This is a genomic window from Streptomyces sp. NPDC037100, from assembly GCF_055606225.1.
The window spans coordinates 308,067-325,711 of record NZ_JBVJSX010000003.1 but is presented as its reverse complement, the minus strand read 5'-3'; the positions used below and the strand labels follow the sequence as shown (position 1 = coordinate 325,711).

The following is a 17,645-nucleotide window of genomic DNA, read 5'->3' as shown; positions in this document are numbered from 1 at the left end:
CGGCGGGGCCTCGAATCCGGGCGAGAGCGACTCCTCGATCGACGCTCGCGCCCCGCCCGACCATACGAGCGCAAGAGACGACGCCCAAGGGGTGTTCAGCAGGCTGCCCTTCGCAGCCGGCCTCCATCGGCGGCGTGACCGGCGCCTTCTGCGACCCGCCCGGCTCCTGCACCGCGCGGGCGCGGCTCAGGCGGCGCCGAAGCCGACCAGGTCCACGTAGATGTCCCTGACCTGCCGGGCGGCGTGCCGCCAGGAGAAGTTCCGGACGGCCTGCCGTCTGCCCTCCTCACCCATCCGCCGGGCGGTGCCGGGATCCTCGACGAGCGCGTTGACGCGGGCTGCCAGATCCTTGGCGAAGACGAGCGGCTCGTCCGGCTGCCCGCCGGACGTGGCGCCGGAACGCAACGGGACCAGCATGCCGGTTTGCCCTTCGCCGACCACTTCGGGGATCCCTCCGGTGGCGGACGCCACGACGGGGGTGCCGCAGGCCATCGCCTCCAGGTTCACGATGCCGAGCGGTTCGTAGACCGACGGGCACACGAAGACCCGGGCGTGGGAGAGCAGTTGCACCAGGGCGCGACGGGGGAACGGCCCACTGATCCAGTGGCAGGCGTGCCCCTGGGCCCGCAGCGCTGCCACCCCCTCGGCGAACTCCGCGCGCTGCTGTGCCGTGTCCGCGGTCTGCGCGACGACGACCAGACGGGTACCGGGAACGAAGTGCCGTGCGGCGCGCAGGAGATGCTCCAGGCCCTTCTGCCGGCTGATCCGGGCGACACAGGCGACGATGGGACGGTCGGTGGGTATCCCGAACCGCTCCAGCTGGTCCGTGCCGTGGTCGGGGGCGAACGCCTCGGTGTCGATGCCGTTGTGCACGACGCTCACCCGACCGGGGTCGAGACCGGGGTGCAGGCGGGTGATGTCCCGGGCCATGGCCCGGGACACGGCGATGATCCGGTCGGCCGTGCGCAGGGCGTTCTCCTCCAGAGCGGAGGACAGCCGGTATCCCCCGCCCAGCTGGTCGGCCTTCCACGGGCGCAGCAGCTCCAGGCTGTGGGCCGTGACGACGTGCGGCACACCGTGCAGGCGCTGGGCGAGGCTGCCCGCCAGAGCGGCGTACCAGGTGTGGCTGTGCACCAGCGAGGTCCCGCTCACCGCGTCCGCCATGGCGGCGCCCACCCCGACGGCCTGCAGGGCGGGGTTGGCTCCGCGCAGGGTGTCCGGCACCGGATGGGCGCGGACCCCCGGCCCGCCGCCGGCCCCGTCCGGGTCCGGTCCGGCATCGGCGTCGGAGTCGGCCCCGTAGCGGTGCACGCGCAGGTCCACCAGCGGATGCAGGTGTTCGGCGAGAGCGGCCACGTGCACGCCCGCCCCGCCGTACACATGCGGCGGATACTCACGGGTCAGCAGGTCGACACGCATACGGAGTTCCTTTCCGCGGCGGGCGAGGAGGTGGCGAGGGTCAGGACGGCGGCGTCCTGGTCGTCCGGGGCACCGAAGCCGGTCAGTCGCTCCAGAACGCGGGCGACTCCGTCGTCGTCGTGGTGCGGCGCGGTTTCGTCGGCGACGGCCTTCAGGAAGGGGTGGCCGTTGGCCATCGCCACGCCGTGACCGGCCCGGGTGAGCAGAGGGATGTCGTTCGGCATGTCACCGAACGCCACCACGTCGGCGAGGTCGATGCCCAGCAGAGCGGTGGCCCGGGCCAGGCCCGTTCCCTTGTCCGTGCCGGCCGGCAGGATCTCGACCATGCCCCGGTCGGAGTGGGTGACACCGGCCGCCGTACCGCACACGTCCGCGGCCACCGCCGCGAGGACCTCGTCGGCGAGCCCGTCGTGCCGCAGGAACACCCGGTCGACGGGCCGGTTCCACAGCTCGGCGGGGGAGCAGGTGCGCACGGCGGACATCGTCACGCCCACGGTGAAGCCGGGCGTCCGCACGAACTCGGCGTCGGGTCCGGCGGCGTTGACCGCGAGGTGGAGCTCGCCCCGCACGTCCCGTGCGGCCAGTTCCTCGCGCACCTCGGCCACCAGGGCACGGGCCAGGTCCCGGTCGAGCGACTCGGCCCAGACCATGCGCCGCGCCGACACGTCGTACATCTGGGCTCCCTGCCCGCACACGGCGATGCCCTCGTAGTCCAGCGCCGCGAAGACCGGCGCGCAGTCGGCGGCGGGCCGGCCGGTGACGATCAGGTGCCCCACTCCGCGCAGCCTCGCCGTACGCAGTGTGACGAGGGTCCGCGCGGCGACGGTCAGGTCGCTTCTGAGGAGGGTGCCGTCCAGGTCGGTGGCCGCGAGCCTCAGCATGCCCGGCCCCCCGCCGGGGCGGGACCGGTGGAGCCGCGGACCACAAGGTCCGGCGCGTAGCGCAGCTCCGAGGCGCCGAGGAGCCGCAACCGCGGTGCCGGGGCGTCGACCAGGGCTTCGCGCAGGACGTCCGCCACGCTCTCCGCCATCTGCTCCACCGGTGGTTGCAGGACCGTCAGTGTCGGTTCGGCGAAGCGGCCGGGCGGCGAGTCCGCGAGGCTGATCAGCGACACGTCGCGCGGTGCGCTCAGCCCCCGGTCGCGGAGTGTGGCGAGCGCACCGAGGGCGAGCAGGTCGCTCCCGCAGACGACGGCGGTGCATCCGGCCTCGAGTAAGGCTCCGGTCGCCGCGCGCACGCCCTCCGGAGTGGCGGAGGCGGTCCGGTTCACCCGCCGGACGCCCCGGGCCCGGTACGTCGACTCCCTGCCGATGGCCGCCGGGTTGCCCGGCGCGTCGAGGAGACACCCGATCTCGGTGTGCCCCAGACCACGCAGGTGGCCGAGAACCTGGTCGGCGGCCAGTTCGTCGTCAATGCAGAAGGTGAGCTCCGTGGACTCCTCGGCGCCGAACCGCACGCCGTAGAACGGTATGCCCCCGGCCAGGGACATCTTCAGCTGCCGTGAAGGCCGTTCGGAGCGGGCCGGCTCGCCCACCTGTACCAGGGCACCGACCCCGAGGGCGGTCAGCCAGCCGCGGAACCGGTCGCGTGCGGCATGACCGGCCGGCTCGGGGTGCAGCACCGCGAGCAGTCCGCGGCGCTGGAGTGCATGGGTCAGCCGGCCCGCGAGATGCAGCAGGGCGGGGCTCTCCGCGTCAGGCAGGACGAGCGCCGTCAGCGCGGCCGGGGCCGGGGCGCTCACGGCCGGGGCCGGGGCGCTCACGGCCGGGGCCGGGGCGCTCACGGCGGGGGCCGGGGCGCTCACGGCCGGGGCCGGGGCGCTCACGGCGGGGGCCGGGGCGATCACGACAGGGGCGCTCGGCGGATGCGGGCGGAACGGCCGGGCCACACGTGCCGTGTCGTCGTGTCCGACGGGCCGGGCCACCGGGTCGACTACAGCCTGAACCATGTTCTCTCCTCGCTGCGTGCTCGGGTCGGGCGATAGGTCCGTTCAACCGCTGCGCTCACGCAGTTGAACAGGGGAACGTGCCGGGCGGTCATACGGCCGGCGAGTGGGGCAACTCGTCGGTCTCTCTGAGCTCTTCCGCGAGGTAGCTCCACACCTCCGCGTAACCGACGAGCAGTTCGGCGACCAGCCCACGGCAGTGCACGGGCACCGCGTCGGTGATCTTCTGCTGCTCGCGCACGGCGACCGCGCAGGCGTCGAACAGCCGCAGGACCATGCGGCCGACGTCGTTGAACCGCATCGACGGGTCGCGGCGCAGCGTGTCGAAGATCGGCATCAGATCCGACAGGGGGCGATTGCGCAGCAGCGGCACGCTGTCGTCGGTGAACGTCCGCGGCACGCGCTCCGGTGGGGACTGCACACCGCGCAGCTTCAGCGGCACCGGGTCCCTGCCCTGCCGCAGCCGGTCGCGCACGTCGGCCACCGTGGCCGGGGATATGCCCACCTGGCGGGCTATCTCGCGCAGGGACGCCTCCGGGTTCTCACGGATGAGCCGGCTGGCCAGTTCCCGGCCGTGTGCTGCGTTGACCGGACGGGCCCGGCCGTCCAGCCCCACCCGCACCGCCGACGCCGACTCGCCCTCGTCCATGCCGCGGCGCACCTCGGCGACCTTCTTGGCCGACAGTCCCGTCACGCTGGCGACGGCACGGTCCGACCAGTGCGGGTGCGAGACGAAGATGTGCCGGACGGCCGCGATCCGGTCCTCCCGGGACAGCGGCAGCCCGTGGGTCACGTTCGCGGCGACGGAGACGACGAAGGCGTCGGTCTCCTCACCTTCGAAGAAGCGGACCGCCACGTGCTCCTGGCCGCGCAGCTCGGCGGCGCGCAGGCGGTGGGTGCCGTCGATGACCCGCATGGTGCGGCGATGCACCATGATCGGCGGGAGTTCCGATTCACTCTCCGCCAGGGCCCGTACGTACCCGGGGTCCTCGCCCGAGATCCGGGGCGAGCCGACGGTCACCAGTTCGTTGATCGCTACGAGTTCCGCGCGGGAACTCAGTGACTCGGCCTGACATCGCGTCACGTAGGCAAGGGCGTCGTCAGCTGCCTTCCCACACTGCTCGCTGGCATCCAATGCGGCTCCCCGAAGAAGACGTTCGACATGCACACGACGATCAAGGCGAAAAGAATACCATTCATTCTCTTTTTTTTAAGGGGCGTACAACGCACCGTGCCCGTGCCGGTGGATCACCGGCACGGGCACGGAAGGCGAGAGGGGACGAGCGTCAGCGCACCGCGAGACCGCCGTCGGGACGCAGCACCTCACCGGTCATCCCCGCCGAGAAGGGCGAGGCCAGCATGCGGTAGAGAGGCGCCAACTGGTGCGGCGTCAGTATGACGCCCAGAGGGTTGTACTCCTGGATGGTCCGCTCGATGGGTTCGGGATCCTCGAACACCGCGCGGGGCGCGGCACCCGCCCCCCGCACGGCCCGCAGCCCCGTGACGACGCCGCCGGGGGCCACGGCGTTGACCCGTATCCGCGGTGCCAGATCGGCCGCCAGATGGCGCACCACCCCCAGGGCCGCGTGCTTGGCCGCCGCATACGCCAGCCCCGCCCCGTTGCCGCTCACGAGGAACGACGCGTCGGACAGGGTGAAAACCATGCAGCCGCCGGTCCGTTCCAACTCGCCCACGGCGGCCCTGGCCCCGAGCACGTACCCGACGACGTCGACGTCCAGGACCCGCCGCGCGACCTCGGCCAGTTCCTGTGCGGGCAGGTCACGCAGCCCCGCACCGGCGTCATGGATCCCCGCGTTGCCCACGAAGGCGTCGAGACGCCCGTGTTCCCGGACGGCGGCCTCCACCGCGCGCGCGTTGTCCTCGGCGCTGCACACGTCACCCCTGACGAACGTCACCCCTTGCGGAAGCGGCCGGACGGGGGCGTCCTGATCGAGGACGACGACATCGTGTCCATGAGCGGCGAAATCCTCGACGACCGCCCGTCCGATGCCGGAACAACCACCGGTGACCAGGACCACGCCCTCCGACGAGCCGGTCCGGCCGGTGTGCGGCGCGCTCATACCGGAGGGGCCGACCACAGGCCGGCGTCCGGAATGCCACGCAGGGCCGTCGAGACCAGCTCGTCCCGTTCGTTGGCCGTGCCCCACACATCGGTCGTCTGCGCCGTCGCCGGGTAGACCTTCGGCGTCCACCCGTGCTCGTCGTCGATCATCTGCGCCGCGGTGGTGTACTCCAGGACGAAACCCGAGGACGGATCACGGAAGTACGAGAACGTGTTCCGCCCCACCCCGTGCCGGCCCGGCCCCCACAGCGGCGCGAGACCCTGGCGCATCAGGGCACCCGTGGCCCGCATGAACTCGTCCAGGCCCCGCATCTCGAAGGCCACGTGGTTGAGGGACGTGTGCGGGGCCCGGGTGAAGGCGATGACGTGGTGCGCGCGTCCCGTGCGCAGGAAGCACATGATGTCCTCGACCCAGTCGGAGACCCGGAAGCCGAGCACGGACTCGTAGAAGAGACGAGCCGCCTGGAGATCGGGGGTGTTCAGCACCACGTGGCTGATCCCCATCGGGCGGGTCTCCTCCTCCTCCACCGGCCGGAAGGGACGGCCTGTGACATCCGCCGACACCTCGACCGTGCGGCCGTCACAGTCGAGGAACCACAGCGCGTAACCGCCGCCGAGGTCCTCGCGGAGCCCGGGCTCCCGCACCATCCGCGCCTGCGGGTGGCGGACCACGCGTTCGGCGATCTCATCGACCTCCGCCACCGACGAGGCGGCGAACGAGATCAGGTCGACTCGCGGCTCGGCGGTCTCCCGCAGTCGCAGTACGTGGCTCTCCGGGCATCCCGCGCCGAGATAGAGCCGATCGCCCTCGGCGCTGACCGGCTCCAGCTGCCAGCGCTTCTCGTAGAACTCCCGTGCCGCAGCGAGGTCGGGGACCCCGAGCGACACGTGCCGGACGTGCGCAACCATGCTTCTCCTCCAGGACTGTTGGGCTGCCGGTGCGGTCCGCGCGTGCGCGTCCCGGTCAGGGCAGCACGGTGACCGCGCTCAGCTGCCGCACGGCGAGGCCGGACGGCAGCGCGTCGTTGACCGCCGACAGCACGGCCCGGGACCAGCTCAGCTCCGCTCGCGGCGAGAAGACGGGCTGCCGGTAGGACGGCGCGGCGCTCACGGCACCCGGCACGCTCCGGCACGCGGGCACGCCCGCCCCGGCGGGCGGCGTGCACCACACGTCGTACCGCCCCTCGTCGTCCCCCGGCGTCCACCGCAGCCCCACCGTCCAGCCCGCCGCCTCGACCAGCCGCGACAGCCGCTCGGGGTCCACGCCCGGGCGGCTTTCCCGGCCGTGCTCCGAGCCGGCCTCCCTGTGTGCGGCGCGCAGCACGAGAGCCTCGGCCAGACGTGCGTTGGGGACGCCGCGGAAGCCGAACGCCTCGCTCGCGCCGACGAGCCGGTCGTGTGCGGAGTCGAGGGTGAGGTTCCCGCCCTCGTCCCACCGCGCCCCGCCCGCCGGCAACGGACAGCCGACGTGGAGGACGGCGTCGTAGCGGAACAGCGTCATCTCGCTCGGTGTCGCGCCCCTGCGCGGAGCGGTGTCCACGCCCGTGAGCCGGCCGAACCGGCCGGGCAGCGCGTGCAGGTGGTCGGGCAGCAGGCTGAGTTCCCCGTCAAGCCGCAGCTCCCGCTCGACCCGCACCCGCATCGGCACCCCGGCGGACTCGGCCGCGGCCCGGCGGTGGTGCTTCAGACCGGCGAAGGCCTCGCGGAGACCGGCGTGCCGCAGGTCGCCCAGGAACACGTGTCCGCCGGGCGCGACCGCCGGGAGCACCTGCCGCAGCACTTCGTCCAGGTACAACGTCGACGGGAAGTACTGGACCACCGAGTTGACGATCACGAGGTCGTAAGGGCCGCCCGGCGGTGTCGTGGTGGCCTCCGCCTGTTCGACGGTGATCGAGGTATCCGGCACATCGCCGGTCAGTTCACCGGCCAGTTCACGCAGCAGATCCACCGACCGGGCCGAGAAGTCGGTGGCCGTGTAGACCTCGGGAGCGAGGGCGCGCACGAGCGGACTCATCAGCAGGCCCGTGCCCGCCCCGATCTCCAGGATCCTGCGGTGCGGCAGGCCGCGCAGGCGGGTGACGGTCGTGTCCACCCACTCCGCCATCTGCGCGGCGGGTACGGGCTGACCGGTGAGACTGTCCGTCCATCCGGTGATACCGGCGATGACCGGATCCTCCTCCAGCGCCGCCACCTCGTAACAGTCGTCGAAGACCGCCTGCCAGGCCTCCACGACCGCGTCCGCCGCGCCCGCTCCCACCGCGACGGGGTCCGACTCGGGCACGGCGCGGGCCACCAGGACCGACCCACCGCCCCCGGGATCCTCCGCACACTCCACAGCCGCCGCTCGGATCCGGGGGTGGGACCGCAGCACCGCGGCGGCCGTATCGCACTCCCCCTGCCCGAGGGCGGGGCTCTCCTCGACTTCAGGCATGTCGCGTCTCCTTGAACCGCCGCCGTTTCCCTGACAGCCCGACGGAGGCTACGTGCGGTCGGCGCATCACACACCGTTGTGGCCGTGTTCGCATCAGACATCGACCGCCGCACCCGACGGCTTCTACAGTCACCCGCCATGACCTCGTACGACGTGATCGTGGTCGGAGCCCGGTGCGCCGGGTCGCCGCTGGCCATGCTGCTCGCCCGAGCCGGGCACTCCGTGCTGGTCCTGGACCGCGCGCGGTTCCCCAGCGACACCCTCTCGACACACTGGGTGTTGCGTCCGGGCGTCGAACTCCTGTCCTCCTGGGGCCTGCTGGAGCGTTTGAGGGACACCGGGTGCCCACCCATCGAACGGCTGCGGGTCGACTTCGGCGACACCGTCCTCGAGGGTGCGCCCTTCGCCCGGGGCGCGGCGGCCGTCACCTACGCACCCCGTCGGTACGTCCTGGACGCCTTGTTGGTGGAAGCCGCGGCGGCTGCGGGTGCCGAGGTACGCCAAGGCGTCTCGGTGCGCGACGTGACCCGGCAGGGCGATGCCGTCACCGGCGTCAGCGGCCACGACGGCCAGGGCGTCCCCTTCACCCACACGGCCCGTCTGGTGGTCGGCGCCGACGGGCGCAACTCCACGGTCGCCCGGGCGGTGGACGCCCCGTTCACCCATGACCGGGGCCCCCTCGCCGCGACCCTCTACGCCTACTGGGAGGACCTGCCCGTCGACGAGGTGCGCACCTTCGTGCGGCCGGGACTGGGAGCGGCCGTGTGGCCCACCCACGACGCGCTGAGCATGGTGGCGCTGACCCTGCCCCGCGCCGAGTTCCTCGCGCACCGGGGCGGCCCCGAGCTGCTGTACTTGAGCACCCTGCAGCGGATTCCCGCACTGGCCGCACTGGTGAAGGACAGGCGCCCGGCGGAGCGGGTACGCGCCGCGGGCCATCTGCGCAACTACTTCCGGCAGCCGTACGGGCCGGGCTGGGCCCTGGCGGGGGACGCCGGACAGCACAAGGACCCGATCGGGGCCCACGGGATCTCCGACGCCTTCACCGACGCCGACATGCTCGCACGCGCCGTCCACCAGGGACTGGCCGGTGAACTGCCGATGGAGCGGGCTCTGGCCCGGTACGCCGCGCGCCGGGACGCCGGCCGGGCGGCGATGTTCGAGTTCGTGTGCCGGCAGGCCTCACTGGCCCCGCTGGACGACGACTTCGCCGCCGTGCTGCGCGAGGCCGAGTCCGACGACCGGTTCGCGGCAGAGCTTCTGGGCGTCTTCGCGGGAAGCCTGCCCCTCACCCACCTCGCGCGTTCCGGGCAACTGCGGCCGAGCCGCACTTGAACGACGGAGCAGTCCCCGGGAATCCCCGCCCGCCGAACGGCCGCGGGGTTCCCGGGCAGGCACGCGTGGCCCGCACCGGCCTGCGCCCATGACTACGACGACTGCGGCCCGTCGGTGTCCGCCAGCGCCTCGACCGCGGTCCGCTCCAAGTCCTCCAGGAACGAACCGGCGTCCGAGGCGGACATGGCCAGGGTGTCGACCCGGAGCGACATCAGCACGGCCCCGGAATAGTTGTGGGCCCTCAGATAGAACTTCCGGCCCTTGCGGTCCCGGTCCCGACCGGGCTTCCCGCTCGTCCGCGTCCTCGCCCGCAACGCCTCGACGGCCTCCCGCGCCGCCGCGCCGTCGGCCTCGACCGGGCCGGGGGCGTCACCGTTCGCCCCGAGCATCACATTGACCGTGCAGGACAGATCGATGTCCGTGCCGCGCCGGCGCTCGGCCTCCTCGACCGCCGCGACGACCCGGACCGGGTCGTACTTCCCGGCCGCGTACGCGGGCAGGAGCGCACGCCACGTCCGCCGCACGATCTCCGCGAACGCCGTACCCCCGACCTCGATCGTCACGGGCACGTCCTGGACGTACGTGCCCGTGGCCGCCACCTCCTCGGGACCGATGCGGTTGTGGCAGCACACGGTGAAGCAGCACTCGGGGCGGCCCACGCGGCGGCCGAGGAGCATCGCGGCGACGGCCACGAAAACCGCCGTTTCACTGACCCGGAGCCGCTGCGCCAGGATGCGCACCGCGACCGCCATGGCTTCCGACTCGCACACCACCTCCTGGAACCGCGGTGTGCCGGGAACGCCCGCCCCGTCGGGCAGCATCACGCCGGGGGCCCGGGCGAGCTGCGCCTCCCAGTACCGGACCGATCGCTCGGACGTCCGCGCCCCCTCGGCGCCGCGCTCCCGCTCCGCCTGGTCCACCGGGTGCAGCCGCTCGTCGGCCGAGGGGATGGACGGCGAACGGGGGGCGGCGAGAAGCTCCTCCATCTCGGCGGAGATCCGGGCGATGTCCCAGCCGTCGGCCGACAGGTGGAAGACGACGGCGACCACCTGCCGGGGCCCGCGCTCGTCCTGCACGACCCCCACCCTGAAGGGCAGTTCGTCCGTCGCGAACGGTGCGCGCCGCAACTGCGCGACGAACGTCTCGGCCGCGGCCCGGCTTTCACCGGCAGCCGCTGAGCGCACCTCCACCCTGATCCGGCCCTGCCCGGCGACATGCTGCCGGGGCGCGCCCGCCCCGGGCGGCGGGTAGGTCGTGCGCAGGGCCTCCCTGCTCTCGACGAGGGTCTGCACACCGGCCAGCACCTCGGGCAGCGTGGTGCCCTCCGGCACGTCGACGACCATCGGCACATTGAGGTGCTCGTGATGGGGAGTGAACCACTGCGCCTCGTCCCAGATCCAGCGCTGCCCCCAGGTGAGGTCGGACACCCGTGCCCGAAGTCCGGAGAAATGCACGTCGTGAAAAGTGCGGGAATTCGTCACGCCATATCGCTAGTCGACAGCGGACCGGACGACAAGCGGAAGTTGGACGCCGCGGTGTTCAACTGGAGCCAGAATCACTTGAACACCGCAACCCCGCGCCTCTGGCACTCTCGGCCCCGCCGACAAACCGTCTCTGGCCAGACACCACACATGCCCCCTACGGTGTCGTGCGCCAGATGACCGAGATTCTTGGGGGCGTTGATGACACCCTTGTCGCATATTCGCGAAGTGGCGGAAGGAACCTCCAAGACGCGGGGCGTCTTACTCTCCTCCGGCGAGAACGAAAGGATTGTGGACGGACTGCGCCGCGATATCGGCGCGCTGTTCGCCGAGGGGCGTCAGGAACACTTCACCGCGCCGCCGGTGATCTCCCGCGCAACGTCGGAGAAGGCGGGGTATCCGGCCTCCTTCCCCCATCTGCTGGGCTCGGTCCACGGCTCCGAGGACGGGGGCGAGCCGACCGCCACCGACCTGGTGCTGACCTCCGCGGCGTGCCACCACCTCTATCCGCTGCTGTCCGGCGACGTCCTGGACGGCCCTGCCTGCCTCAGTGTCGAAGCGGCTTGCTACCGGGGGGAGAAGACCTTCGAGACGGGGCGCCTGCGCTCCTTCCGCATGTACGAGGTGGTCCGCTTCGGGCAGCCCGGCGCGGTCGAACGGTGGCGGGACCGCGCACTGCGGTCGGCCGACGAGTGGCTGTCCGGCCTGGGGCTGTCCACCCGGACCGTGCCGGCCAGTGACCCGTTCTTCGGCCAGTCCGGTGACTTCCTCTCCCTGGCGCAACGCCGACAGCAGCTCAAATGGGAGATCACCGCGCTTGTGGCCGACGACCTGCCGCAGGCCATCGCCTCGGCCAATTACCACAAGGAACACTTCGGTGAGGCTTTCGACATCACCAACACCGATGGTTCCGCAACACACAGCGCTTGCATGGCATTCGGTCTGGACCGCATCGTTCTGGCCCTCCGGCAGGAACACGGCGCGGACTCCGCACAATGGCCGACTTCGGTGCGGGCGCGACTCGCACTCTGAACGGGCCGAGCCGACTGGGGAGCAGAATGGAATTCAGCCTTTTCTACTTCGCCGACAACACCTGCGGAACCGGAGCGGGTGACCGCTACGAACTCCTGCTGGAGGGAGCGAAATTCGCGGATCGCAATGATTTCGCCGCGGTGTGGACGCCCGAGCGCCACTTCCACTCGGTCGGCGCTCTGTACCCCAACCCGTCGGTCACCGGCGCCGCCGTGGCCGCGGTCACCGATCGCATCTCCGTCAGGGCGGGCAGCGTCGTTCCCGCCCTGCACCATCCGCTGCGCATCGCCGAGGAGTGGGCGGTCGTCGACAACATCTCGGGCGGGCGGGCGGGTATCTCCTTCGCCTCCGGCTGGGACCCGGTCGACTTCGTGCTGAATCCGGGCGGCTACGCGGATCGCCGCAAGACCGTGGTCGAGACCATGCAGCAGGTGCGCGCGCTGTGGCGGGGTGACGGCATGCAGGCGCTCGACGGCACTGGCAACACGGCCGACCTGCAGGTCTACCCGCGGCCGGTGCAACGAGAACTGCCCGTCTGGCTGACCAGCGCCGGAAGCCCCGACACCTTCCGCGCCGCCGGTGAGGCCGGGGCGGGCGTGCTCACCCATCTGCTCGGGCAGAGCACGGACGAACTGGCCGAGAAGATCGCTGTCTACCGCAAGGCCCTGGCCGAGCGGCCCGGTCACGACGGCTGGCCCGGCCACGTCGCGCTGATGCTGCACGCCTTCGTGGGGGACGACGCGGACGCCGTCCTCGAGACCGTGCGCGAGCCGTTCATCGCCTACCTCAAGAGTTCCTTCAACCTGATCGCCCGATCGGCCGTCGACACCCTGCAGGGGCTGGACCTGGGCAAACTCAGTGACGCTCAGGTGGACTTCCTGGTGCGCCGTTCCTTCGACCGGTACTACGGCACCAGCGGGCTGTTCGGCACGGTCGAGCAGGCCGGGGCGATCGTGGAGCAGGTGCGGGCGGCGGGGGTCGACGAATTGGCCTGCTTCATCGACTTCGGCGTGCCCACGGACCAGGTGCTGGCCGGACTCCACCACCTCAACCGCGTCCGGGAGGAGGCCGGCGGCCGCGTTCTGTCCTCCCGGGCCGCCCGACAGGAAACGGGGACATCATGACCGTGCCGGACGGCATCGCGCCCGACACCAGCAGCCGGCAGTACGAGCCACTGCGGTCGGCGCTGACGGAGATCTGGCGGGAGGCCCTCGGCGTCGCCTCCGTCGGCCTGGACGACCACTTCTTCGACCTCGGCGGGAACTCCATCACCAGCGTGCTCATCAGCGGCCGCGCCCGAGATCTCGGCATCCCGGTGACGACCCGCCTGGTTTTCGAGAACCCGACGGTCCGGGCGCTGAGCACCGCGCTGCTCGATGCGGAACCCACTCTGGTCGTCCCTGGACGGGCCGCGGGACGGTCCCTCTCCCTCGCTCCGTCCCAACACCTCCTCCTGGAGCGGCAGTCCGGTCCGGACGTGATCGAGCTGCGTGCGGCGCGCCGGCTCGACCCGCACCTCCTGGGCACGGCGCTGACCGCCGTGGCCGAACGCCATGAAGCCTTCGGGCTCCGGTTCGCCCACGGTCCGGCGGGATGGGTCCAGAGCCTCGCCGAGCCCGGGGGGACGGCCACCTTCACCCATCTCGACATCCGGGGCTCGGCGACACCGACACCCGCCGCGGGCGCGCGCCGACTGCGCCTGGACCTGGCAGCCGCCCTCGACACGGAATCCGGCCCCCTGCTCGCCGCGGCCCTGCTCGACACCGACGAGGCCTGTCACCTCTTCCTGGCCGTGCACCCCCTGGCCGCCGACCGCCACGCCCAGGAGCTGCTCCTGGGCGAGATCACGATCGCCTACGAGCAGCTGGAGAACGACGGCGTGCTCACCCCGCCCGATCCGGCCACGCCGTTCAGCCGCTGGATCGGACATCTCAACGACTGGCTGGGCAGTGCGGAGGCCGCCCGCGAGCTCCCGTACTGGCTGGGCCTTCCCCGGGAGGTCTGCGAGCCGTGGGGCACCGGGCCGTCGGATCCGCAGCCTGACGCGCAGGTGACCGCCTGGGCCGAGTTCAGCGAGAAACGGACCTCCGCCTTGCTCGACACGCCGGCGTTCCAGTCGCCGGCCGAGATCCTGGACGCGCTGCTCGCGGGTGTCGCCGGAGCGGTCGGGAGCTGGACCGGCGCCCCTCGGGTCCTCGTGGACCTGGAGTGCGACGGCCGGCTCGGACTGGCCGCGGACGACGACTTCTCGACGACGATCGGTGCCTGCACGGCGTCGTTCCCCTTCGTCGCCGACCTCAGCGGCGCCGGGTCCGCCGGTGATCTGGTGCGGTCGGTGCGAACCGCCCGGCGAGCGGTCCCCCACGGCGGAGTGGGCTTCGGTGCACTGCACCGGCTCAGTCTCGACCCGGCCGTCCGGGAACAGGTGGCGGCGCTGCCCGAGGCGGAGATCGCTGTGCGCTTCCGGTCGGCGCCTCCTCCGCTGTTCCGTGAGGTCGCGACCGCGCAACCCGCGGGCCGCCATGCTCTTGAGGTGACCGGCCGGATCGACTCCGGGCGGCTGCGGGTGTCCGTCACCGGCCGCCGCGACCTGGCGTGCGAGAAGGTCACCGCCCGGCTCGCGGACGAGACCGTGGCGCGGATGGAGGAGGCCGTCGGCGAACTGATGCGTGGTGGGGCGCACCCCTGGACACCGCACGACTTCCCGCTGTCCGGCCTCGACTCGGAACAGCTCACCAAGCTGCTGAGCGGCCTGAACACCGACGAGGACACGACGCCACGATGAACCCCGCTGTAGCAGACGTCTACCGTCTGACCTCCCTGCAAGAGGGCATGCTGCTGCACTGCCTGCGCGACCGGGATCCCGAACTCTTCGTCAACCAGCTGGTGTGCAGGTTCTCCGGTCCCCTCCACCTCACAGCCCTGCGGCAGGCCGTCACGTCCGTGGTCGAGGCGCACCCCGTACTGCGCACCTCGTTCCACGCGAAGGCGGCCGACAATCCACTGCAGGTGGTGCACAGCAGCTCACCGGTGACGGTCGGCTCGCATGATCTCTCGGAGCACGACAACCCTGAAGCGGCTCTGTCGGAGGTCGCCCGGTCCGACCGCCGGCGGGGCTTCGCCCTGGACCGGCCCTCCCTCACCCGGTTCACGCACGTCCGGCTGCCGGGTCGGCACGACGTCCTGGTGTGGACGCTTCACCACCTGCTGCTCGACGGGTGGAGCACGCACCTGGTCCTGAACGACCTCCTGGACGCCTATGACGCCGCGAGCCGGGGACGCCCCGTGCGGCTCACCCGCCGCCGTCCCTACCGCGACTACGTGGCGTGGCTGGGCCGACAGGACCAGGTCGAGGCCGAGGAGGCCTTCCAGTACCGGCTGGGTGACGTACGGGAGGCGACGGTCCTGCCGGGGCCGGCGGGTACTGCGCGCGACCCGGGGCAGGAGCGCTACGCGGACCGGCGGCTCAGCGTCCCGCCCGGGCGCGCCGCAGACTGGCGCACGGCCGCACAGCACGCCCGGGTCACCCTCAACACCCTGGTCCAGGCCGCTTGGGGGCTGACGGTGTGCCGGTTCAGCGGCAGGGCCGACGTCGTCTTCGGCACCACGCTGGCGGTACGGCCTCCCCAGCTGTCGGGCGCGGACAAAATGGCCGGTGTCCTGCTCAACACCCTGCCCACGCGTATCCGCACCTCGCCGGGGCAGAGCGTCCGGAGCTGGCTGTCCCACGTCCACGCCGGGCAGCTCGAACTCCAGCAGTTCGGATACCTCCCGTTGCCCGCCGCACTGGCCACCACCGGCCTGTCGGGGGGGCAGGCTCTCTTCGAGACGTCGACGGTGATGCAGAACTACCCGATCGACCAGTCGGGCTGGGCGCGTGAGTCGACGGCGATCGAGCAGATCGAGTACTTCCAGCGTACGAACGACCCGCTCACCCTCATGGCCGTGGAAGGGCCCGGCCTGGAGTTCGTCCTCACGCACGACCGGGACCGGTACACCGACGACTACGCCGAGCGGCTGCTGGACCACGTCGCCCACACCCTCGACACGCTGACGCTGGGAGGGGACCGCACGACGGCCGAACTGGCCACCGTCCCGACCGCGGAGCGGCAGGTGCTGCTGAGCGCCAGTCCCGGAGCGGCACCCGAACAGCGCGACCTCACCCTGCCGGACCTGCCGCTCACCGGGCAGGGCGCCACCGAGGCCGCCGTGGTCTGCGGGCACCGCCGGCTCACCCACACAGAACTCGACGCGCGCGCCAACCAGTTCGCTCACTGGGTGTCGACGCGTGAGGTCCCGACCGGCATGCCGGTGGCGGTGAGCCTTCCGTGCTCAGCCGACACCGTCGCCGCCGTGCTCGGGGTACTCAGGTCGGGCCGTCCGCTCGCCTGTGCCGGCCCCGCACCGGCCGGCACGCACACCGGCACGACGGATTCCGGAACGCTGTGGCTCACGAACCCGGCGGTGAGCGCCGGGCAGCCGACGACACCACCGGACGTGAAGGTGCGCCCGGACACCCCCGTCTGCGTCTGGCCGGCCCTGCCTGGGTCCGGGGCGGGCCTGGCCGTCGCCCTCCAACACGCCGTCGCCCAGTCCGCCGCGGACGTCGTCGGCAACTGCGCGATGGCGGCTCCGGACGTCGTGCTGCTGCTCAGCCCTCCGGAGTCACCCGTGGCCGTGGGGTACCTGATGGGCAGCCTCGCCGCCGGGGCGACGGTCGTGTTCCTCCCTCCGGGGGAACGGAGCGACACCGCAGCGGTCGTCGCGGCGCTGGACCGCCACAAGGTCACCTGCGTCCTCGGCGCCACCGCGCACGACCTGCGCAGCTGGTCCCTCGGCAGCGGTGCGGCAGCGCAAGTCGACACCGTTCGGGTCGTGGTCTGCGACGGCGACGGTCTGGACGACGCCGACACCGGCCTCGTGAGCGCCCTGTTCGGCCCGCACACGCGCGTGGTGGACCGCTACCTGCCCTCCCCGTGGTCCGTCAGGCCGCTCGTGCGCCATCGGGGCGCTGTCCGCCCCTCCCCCGGGGACCGTCTCCTGGTCCTCGACGGCGACCGCAATCCGGTCCCGGTGCACGGCGTGGGCGAGGTGTACGTGGGCGGCGTAGGGCTTGCCTCACCGTACGGCGGGGAACCGGCCGGCGCGGAAACCGGCCTGCCGGACCGTGCGCACGGCGTGCCCGGTTCCGGGTTGTGCCGTACGGGTGATGTCGGCCGGCCTCTGCCCGACGGAACGGTCACGGTCCTGGGACGCGCGGCCGACCAGGTCGTGCTCGGCGGACGGCGGGTCGATCCGGCGGCCATCGCCGCCCGGCTCCGTGCCCACCACCGGGTGGCGGACGCCGTGGTGAAGGCCCGTTCGGCCGACGGACGCGACCTTCTGGTCGCCTACGTCGTCCCGGGTTCCGGAAGCGATGCGAACGACGCAGCGCGGGAAGAGGATCTGCAGCGCTGGATCGGTTCGTTGCTGCCGGTCTCCGGTGCTCCGGTCCTCTTCGTCACCGTCGAGCGGATCCCCCTGACCCGGTCCGGTCAGGTGGACTCGGCGGCACTCGCGGCGATGGATCCGCAGGCGGGAGACGACGCTGCGGCGGACGAGCCGAGGAGCGAGGAAGAGATCGTGCTCGCCGGGATATTCACCGAGATCCTGGGGGTGCCGACGGTCGGTCTGCACGACTCGTTCTTCGACCTGGGCGGCAGGTCACTGGATGCGCTGCGGATGATCACCCAAGCCACCGAGGCACTGGGCGTCGAAGTGCCGCTGGACGCGCTGTTCGAGACCCCGACGGTGGCGGGGCTCCTGCACGCCACACGGAGCGTGCACGGCTGAGGCGGCCCGCGTGACGGCACCCCGCCGCCTTGCCGGTGGGCGGCCGACGTCCTGCGAGCCCGTCACGAGGGGCCGCACGGACGTCGG

General features: G+C 72.2%; 13 protein-coding genes. 5 read left to right on the top strand and 8 right to left on the bottom strand.

From position 1 onward, the window contains the following. Nucleotides 1-186: 186 nt before the first annotated feature. From glgA to ACZ7EG_RS11515, 7 genes are all read right to left on the bottom strand, one after another. Complete coding sequence (gene glgA, locus ACZ7EG_RS11545; RefSeq protein ID WP_471075645.1) at nt 187-1,419, bottom strand: glycogen synthase; 1,233 nt, start codon at nt 1,417-1,419, stop codon at nt 187-189. Then, the gene (locus ACZ7EG_RS11540) at nt 1,401-2,300 is read right to left on the bottom strand and encodes an HAD family hydrolase (RefSeq protein ID WP_471075642.1); all 900 of its coding nucleotides are present in this window, start codon (nt 2,298-2,300) and stop codon (nt 1,401-1,403) included. The genes glgA and ACZ7EG_RS11540 overlap by 19 nt, the downstream gene beginning before the upstream one ends. Continuing rightward, complete coding sequence (locus ACZ7EG_RS11535) at nt 2,294-3,367, bottom strand: substrate-binding domain-containing protein (protein ID WP_471075639.1); 1,074 nt, start codon at nt 3,365-3,367, stop codon at nt 2,294-2,296. The genes ACZ7EG_RS11540 and ACZ7EG_RS11535 overlap by 7 nt, the downstream gene beginning before the upstream one ends. 88 nt (nt 3,368-3,455) lie before the next feature. After that, nucleotides 3,456-4,448, bottom strand: coding sequence for a ParB/RepB/Spo0J family partition protein (locus tag ACZ7EG_RS11530; protein WP_471075636.1), 993 nt, complete (start codon nt 4,446-4,448; stop codon nt 3,456-3,458). Nucleotides 4,449-4,650: 202 nt separating this feature from the next. Then, nucleotides 4,651-5,445, bottom strand: a complete 795-nt coding sequence (locus ACZ7EG_RS11525) for an SDR family oxidoreductase (RefSeq protein ID WP_471075633.1) — start codon at nt 5,443-5,445, stop codon at nt 4,651-4,653. After that, nucleotides 5,442-6,356 carry a VOC family protein gene (locus ACZ7EG_RS11520; RefSeq protein WP_471075630.1) on the bottom strand — a complete coding sequence of 305 codons (915 nt, stop codon included), beginning with the start codon at nt 6,354-6,356 and terminating at the stop codon, nt 5,442-5,444. The genes ACZ7EG_RS11525 and ACZ7EG_RS11520 overlap by 4 nt, the downstream gene beginning before the upstream one ends. 55 nt (nt 6,357-6,411) lie before the next feature. After that, nucleotides 6,412-7,878 (bottom strand): class I SAM-dependent methyltransferase, encoded by a 1,467-nt coding sequence (locus ACZ7EG_RS11515; protein ID WP_471075627.1) that lies wholly within the window; start codon nt 7,876-7,878, stop codon nt 6,412-6,414. A gap of 138 nt (nt 7,879-8,016) precedes the next feature. Between ACZ7EG_RS11515 and ACZ7EG_RS11510 the strand changes: the two genes are divergently transcribed. Then, a complete protein-coding gene (locus ACZ7EG_RS11510) occupies nt 8,017-9,213 on the top strand; it encodes an FAD-dependent oxidoreductase (protein WP_471075624.1) in 1,197 nt (398 codons plus the stop codon). A 92-nt stretch (nt 9,214-9,305) separates the two neighbouring features. Here ACZ7EG_RS11510 and ACZ7EG_RS11505 read toward each other — a convergent pair whose 3' ends face one another. After that, entirely contained in the window at nt 9,306-10,694 is a 1,389-nt protein-coding gene (locus ACZ7EG_RS11505; protein WP_471075621.1) for a condensation domain-containing protein, read from the bottom strand. Nucleotides 10,695-10,922: 228 nt separating this feature from the next. On the opposite strand from ACZ7EG_RS11505, the gene ACZ7EG_RS11500 reads away from it, so the two are divergent. The 4 genes from ACZ7EG_RS11500 to ACZ7EG_RS11485 are packed head-to-tail and all read left to right on the top strand — an operon-like array spanning nt 10,923 to nt 17,558. Continuing rightward, nucleotides 10,923-11,726, top strand: a complete 804-nt coding sequence (locus ACZ7EG_RS11500; protein ID WP_471075618.1) for a class-II aminoacyl-tRNA synthetase family protein — start codon at nt 10,923-10,925, stop codon at nt 11,724-11,726. Nucleotides 11,727-11,752: 26 nt separating this feature from the next. Continuing rightward, nucleotides 11,753-12,850 (top strand): MupA/Atu3671 family FMN-dependent luciferase-like monooxygenase, encoded by a 1,098-nt coding sequence (locus ACZ7EG_RS11495; RefSeq protein ID WP_471075615.1) that lies wholly within the window; start codon nt 11,753-11,755, stop codon nt 12,848-12,850. Next, a complete protein-coding gene (locus ACZ7EG_RS11490) occupies nt 12,847-14,511 on the top strand; it encodes a condensation domain-containing protein (RefSeq protein WP_471075612.1) in 1,665 nt (554 codons plus the stop codon). The genes ACZ7EG_RS11495 and ACZ7EG_RS11490 overlap by 4 nt, the downstream gene beginning before the upstream one ends. After that, a complete protein-coding gene (locus ACZ7EG_RS11485) occupies nt 14,508-17,558 on the top strand; it encodes a condensation domain-containing protein (protein WP_471075609.1) in 3,051 nt (1,016 codons plus the stop codon). The genes ACZ7EG_RS11490 and ACZ7EG_RS11485 overlap by 4 nt, the downstream gene beginning before the upstream one ends. Nucleotides 17,559-17,645: the final 87 nt, after the last annotated feature.

What these genes read in the sequence shown, in the direction of transcription:
- ACZ7EG_RS11495 (WP_471075615.1), top strand. Translation starts at nt 11,753, where the DNA reads ATGGAATTCAGCCTTTTCTACTTCGCCGACAACACCTGCGGAACCGGA.
- glgA (WP_471075645.1), bottom strand. Translation starts at nt 1,419, where the DNA reads ATGCGTGTCGACCTGCTGACCCGTGAGTATCCGCCGCATGTGTACGGC.
- ACZ7EG_RS11490 (WP_471075612.1), top strand. Translation starts at nt 12,847, where the DNA reads ATGACCGTGCCGGACGGCATCGCGCCCGACACCAGCAGCCGGCAGTAC.
- ACZ7EG_RS11535 (WP_471075639.1), bottom strand. Translation starts at nt 3,367, where the DNA reads ATGGTTCAGGCTGTAGTCGACCCGGTGGCCCGGCCCGTCGGACACGAC.
- ACZ7EG_RS11485 (WP_471075609.1), top strand. Translation starts at nt 14,508, where the DNA reads ATGAACCCCGCTGTAGCAGACGTCTACCGTCTGACCTCCCTGCAAGAG.
- ACZ7EG_RS11525 (WP_471075633.1), bottom strand. Translation starts at nt 5,445, where the DNA reads ATGAGCGCGCCGCACACCGGCCGGACCGGCTCGTCGGAGGGCGTGGTC.
- ACZ7EG_RS11520 (WP_471075630.1), bottom strand. Translation starts at nt 6,356, where the DNA reads ATGGTTGCGCACGTCCGGCACGTGTCGCTCGGGGTCCCCGACCTCGCT.
- ACZ7EG_RS11515 (WP_471075627.1), bottom strand. Translation starts at nt 7,878, where the DNA reads ATGCCTGAAGTCGAGGAGAGCCCCGCCCTCGGGCAGGGGGAGTGCGAT.
- ACZ7EG_RS11510 (WP_471075624.1), top strand. Translation starts at nt 8,017, where the DNA reads ATGACCTCGTACGACGTGATCGTGGTCGGAGCCCGGTGCGCCGGGTCG.
- ACZ7EG_RS11540 (WP_471075642.1), bottom strand. Translation starts at nt 2,300, where the DNA reads ATGCTGAGGCTCGCGGCCACCGACCTGGACGGCACCCTCCTCAGAAGC.